Annotated in this window: 3 protein-coding genes and 1 pseudogene; 2 read left to right on the forward strand and 2 right to left on the reverse strand. The window is 70.4% G+C overall.

Features of this window, described 5'->3' with window-relative positions; all coding sequences use genetic code 11:
* A partial coding sequence (locus tag AC08OX_RS14850; protein WP_476608356.1) for an AAA domain-containing protein occupies positions 1-1,519 on the forward strand: 1,519 nt, incomplete at its 5' end.
* 1 nt (position 1,520) lies between these two features.
* Here the strand turns inward: AC08OX_RS14850 and AC08OX_RS14855 are convergent.
* A pseudogene (locus AC08OX_RS14855) lies at positions 1,521-2,796 on the reverse strand (hypothetical protein).
* Positions 2,797-3,112: 316 nt separating this feature from the next.
* Between AC08OX_RS14855 and AC08OX_RS14860 the strand changes: the two are divergent.
* The gene (locus AC08OX_RS14860) at positions 3,113-3,658 is read left to right on the forward strand and encodes a hypothetical protein (RefSeq protein ID WP_476608357.1); all 546 of its coding nucleotides are present in this window, start codon (positions 3,113-3,115) and stop codon (positions 3,656-3,658) included.
* Positions 3,659-3,947: 289 nt separating this feature from the next.
* Here the strand turns inward: AC08OX_RS14860 and AC08OX_RS14865 are convergent, their stop codons facing one another.
* Positions 3,948-4,790, reverse strand: a complete 843-nt coding sequence (locus AC08OX_RS14865; protein WP_476608358.1) for an SAM-dependent methyltransferase — start codon at positions 4,788-4,790, stop codon at positions 3,948-3,950.
* Between the last annotated feature and the right edge of the window lie 134 nt (positions 4,791-4,924).

The following is a 4,924-nucleotide window of genomic DNA, read 5'->3' on the forward strand; positions in this document are numbered from 1 at the left end:
TACCCAGCCGGTCAGCGCCCGGCTGGGCCTGGCGATCCGGCTCGGCGACTCCCAGCGCCGGGCGCTGACCGGCTGGGTACAGGCACTCGACCGGATCGGGAAGGGCACCGGGAAGTACGCCCCGCGGTGGCGTGCCGAGGCCCGGGCCCACATGCGGGCTGCGATGGGCGCCGTGCCGGTGTGGATCATGCCGACGCACCGGGTGATGGAGAGCTTCGACCCGGGCGCCGACGACCTGTTCGACGTGGTCATCGTGGACGAGTCCAGCCAGTGCGACCTACTGGCCCTTGGCGTGCTGAGCCTGGGCCGCAAGGCCGTCGTCGTCGGCGACGACGCCCAGACGAGCCCGGAGGCCGTCGGCATCGAACGGGCCAAGGTGCATGCCCTGATCGACGCGCACCTGCCCGACGTCGCCCAGCGTTCGCTGCTCGACGTGGAGGCGAGTCTCTACGACACCGCGGCCCGGGTCTTCCCGCGCACCATCGTGCTCAAGGAGCACTTCCGCTGCCTGCCCGACATCATCGGCTTCTCCAACCGCTTCTACGACCAGCAGATCCTGCCGTTGCGGGAGGATCCGGAGCTCGCCCTCGGCGCGCCGCTGCGACCCGTCCGGGTCCCCGGGGGCGCCCGGTCGCAGACCCGCTTCGGCGACGCGAACCCAGCGGAGGCGCAGGCCCTTGTCGAGCGGGTCCTCGCCTGCTGCGCCGACCCGGCCTACGACGGGATGAGCATGGGCGTGGTCACCCTGCTCGGCGCCGGCCAGCCCCGCCTCATCGAACACACCCTGGTCGAACGACTCGGGGAGCGCGAGTTCTCCCGCCGCGACCTGCGGGTCGGCGACCCGTACCAGTTCCAGGGCGACGAACGGGACGTCATCTTCATCTCCGTCGTCGCGGACGACAACCGCTCGGCCGCCACCCGCCGCCGCGACCAGCAACGAGTCAACGTGGCCGCGAGCCGCGCACGCAACCAGATGTGGGTGTTCCACAGCGTCGACCCGGCCACGCTGCGCGACGACGATATGCGGCGCCAGCTGATCGAGTACATGTACGCCGGGCAGACCGGACGGCTCGACGCGGATCTGGCCGATCGCTGCGAGAGCGAGTTCGAACGGGCCGTCCTGCGCGAGCTCCTCGCCCGCGGCTACCGGGTGCGCCCCCAGCATCCGGTTGGGCGTTACCGGATCGACCTGGTCGTCGAGGGGGTCGCCACCGCGCGAGCCAGCGCCGAGCAAGCCGTCACCGAAGGAGCCACCGCCGGGGGTGTGGGGCGCCGCGGCCCCCGCCTCGCGGTCGAATGCGACGGTGACCGTTTCCACGGGCCCGACCAGTGGGAGGCGGATCTGCGCCGCCAGCGGATCCTGGAACGGCTCGGCTGGACGTTCTTCCGGATCCGCGGCTCGGAGTTCTACCGGCATCCTCGGCCGACCCTGGACGCGCTGGTGCGACGTCTCGACCAGCTCGGCATCCACCCGGTGCCGGTGCCGGCGCCAGCCGGCCAGCCGACGGAAGGGCCCTGATCTATCCGTTGGCGGCCCGGGGTTTGGGGCCGGTGGCGCGCATGTTCACCAGTCTGCCGAGCAGGTCAAACCAGAAGGGGGCGCCGGCGGTGAGCGCGAAGCAGGCGATCGCGATGCCGGCGATTTTCAGGAGCCACCCCTCAACGGAGTCGGGAACCTCCCGTGGGTCGTCGCGGCCCGCGGAGTTGTGGACCCAGCCGATCGGGAAGGCGAGCCCCGAGGCATCGCGCACCGTCTTGATCACCTGTTCCGTGGCGTCCCCCACCATGGGCTGGTCGGAGGTGAGGCGGGTGCCGGAGGCGGGATCCCCCGCGGAACTCCCGGCGGAGCTCCCGTCCGCCTCGCCGGATGAGCCCACCTCGGCCTGGGCCGCGGTCACGGCCGCCTGCCGCACGGTGCCGTCCTGCCAGAACGCCCGCGCGAGCCCGATCGCGTCGAGGTTGAACAGGACGGACAGCAGGACCGCGTAGCCGAGCAGGAAGACGGCGATGCGCCGCTTGTACCACCCGGACAGGCGATCCATCGCGTCGTCGTACCACCGGGCCAGCTCGATGACGACCTTCTCGCGGTCCCCGCCGGCCTGGACTATCGCTGTGGTCATCGCGGTCTTCGCCGGGGAGGGGGGCGTCGCGGCGAGCCCGTCCTCCATCGTTCCCACGGCTCCGGCCCTGGTGGCGGCGACGAGCGCGGCGGCCACGACCCGCCCGGTGGGGTGATCCACAGGCATCGCGTCGTACAGGGCCCGGGCGGACCTCTCCCCGAGGGCATGCCGGGCACCGTCGTAGGCCCGCCGGTACGCGGCCCTGGCCTCGTCGGGGACGTGGTCAGGCAGGGTGTCCGGGCGGAGCTGGGACAGCATGGCCCGGGCGGGCGGGTCGACCCGGTCCAGCAGCGCCTGAGCGAAGGCGGTGGACGGCAGGTAGGACGGCAACCGCAGTGTGTGCGCGGCGCACCGAGGCCCAGGTCCCGGAAACCGGCGGATGGTCGGCCATGGCCGGCAGGGAGGTGTCGCGGCCAGTGGCACGCATGGCCCGAAGCGGCCCGTCTAACAGTTCGGCGACGAGGTCCGTCCGATCCGCGGGCGGGTCCGCCCCCGGATCGGACGGTTCGGCGGGCCGGTCACCGCCGAGCAGCCGTCGCAGCTCGGCCTCCAGCTGGCGCCCCCGGTAGCGGAACAGAGCGAGCACGGCCTCGTTGATCCGGGAGACTGCGAGGCTGAACGTGGCAAAGAGCAACGCGAGCCCGATCAGGACATCAAGAGCGGATGAGTCCGGCATAACCCCCCGATTCCGAGCCCGGGGCAGCCGCGCCACCGCCTTCACGGCCGAGGAGTACGCCCCGGGACTGTCCTGGGCAGACAGCGCATTTCTACACCTCGGCGCAGAACCGGCACTCAGCGGCATCATCGGACACCTGGTCGAAGCGGGCGAAGATGGTGTCCTCCGTGGCGTCTCGGGCCGTACGACGTCCTACGACGGTCGCCAGAACAGACTCGCGACCCGGCCGGAACGCATCGCGGCAGGGGGCCGGCGCGGAACGTGCTTTGGCAACTGGCAAACTGAGGATCGAGCAACGGCGCCGTGAGGAGGCAGGGTGACCGCGAATACCGGTGGGGGACCACTTTCCCATCTGCCCGTCGCAGGCGCGGACGTCGAGATCTGGGGGATCAACGACTTCCTCGCTGCCGACGAGCGGCGCCCGACCAGTTTCATCACCAATTTCGGTAACTGGCAGGTGCCCGACCCGGTCGCTGCTGCCCCCGCGTCGAGGGTCGCGCACCTGGAATGGTTCCACGACACGGGGGAGCTAGTCGCGATCGGTGACGTTCCCCATCGAGGGGCGGCGACCGTCGAGATCCCGCGCGTCGAAGGAGCGGTCGGGGAGCTGGCTGACATGGTCGCCGGTCCGTTCGGCAGCGGCGGCATATCGTTCCGGACCGCCGACGGCGCGGTTCGCGAGTTCCCCGAGATGGTTGTCTCCGAAGGCACCCGCGTCGCGGTGTTGGCGGTCATCAAACAGGGCCCGCGGGTGCACGGGGTGCTGTGGGACTGGCACCGCTGGCACCGTCGCCCCGAAGGATGGGCCTGGCTGGAAGAGCGCCTGCTCAGCACCCGCCGCACGACAGGCGGCAACGACTGATCAGGGACCGGGACAGTTGACCGGTCGCTGCGGCGTGCCTTCTGCTCCTCTCACTCCTCGGGCACGGGCGGACGGCCGTGATGGCGTGGTGGGTGCGCGCGGAACAGGACGATCTGCGTAGCCGTAGGCGGGATCGCTCCAGCCGGGCACACGTTTGATCAGGCGCTCACTGTATGGGCGTCGACGCGGACCATAAAGGCTGTCCGCGATCCGGCTCAGTCCCACCGCCGCGCTGTGACCGGTTGGGCGAGGCCACCGGGCATCAGTGCTCTGCTTGCCGGATGGCGTGTTACGGCTTGCGGGCAACACCGCCGTAGATGCTGACCCGCGCTTCGGTCAGCTCCTCGACGGCGCTGCCGTCGGCCCGCCAGCGGTGAACGGCCTGAACCCCGGGGTCGACCAGCTCCAACCCGTCGAAGAAACGTTCGACTTCGGATCGGCTGCGGGGCTGCACCGAAATCCCCTTCTGCCGGTAGGCTTCCGCCGCCCGTTCCGCGTCCGGATCATAATCTCCGGTGCCGTGGGTGAGGACAAGGTAGCTACCCGACGGCAACGCGTCGAGGAGCCGACGCACGATCCCGTAGGGATCATCCGCGTCGGGGATGAAATGGAAGATCGCGACGACGGACAGGGCGATCGGCCGAGTGAGGTCAAGGGTGCTGTGTAGCTGCGGGGCAGCGAGGATCCCGTCAGGGTCGCGCAGGTCGGCGTCGAGGTAGGCGGTGCGCCCCTGCGGGGTGCTGGTCAGCAACGCGCGGGCGTGGGTGAGCACGATCGGGTCGTTGTCCACGTAAACCACCCGGGTGTCGGGGGCGAGGCCCTGGGCGATCTCGTGCAGGTTCGGGCTGGTGGGGATGCCGGTACCGATGTCGAGGAACTGGCGGATCCCGACCTCTCCGGCCAGGAACCGGGTCGCCCGTGTCATGAACGCCCGGTTCTCCCGGGCCGTGACGCGGGCATTGGGGAACGCTGCGATGACCTGCTCGGCGGCCTCCCGGTCGGCCGGGAAGTTGTCCTTCCCGCCCAGGTAGTAGTCATACATCCGGGCCGTATGAGGAAGATCCATCCGCAGGTTCACCGGCTCCCGGTCCCCCGTAGTCGCTACCCACGCCGGGTCCCGTGTTTCCGTCACCGCTCCTCCATCCCCTTGCCACTCGGATGATGCCACTCGGATGATGCCACTCGGATGATGCCACTCGGATGATGCCACTCGGATGCCACTGACGAGCACCCTAACGGCACGGGCAGGCACCATCCACACAGGGC

The sequence above is a fragment of the Frankia sp. CoBUL1 genome, from assembly GCF_978021245.1.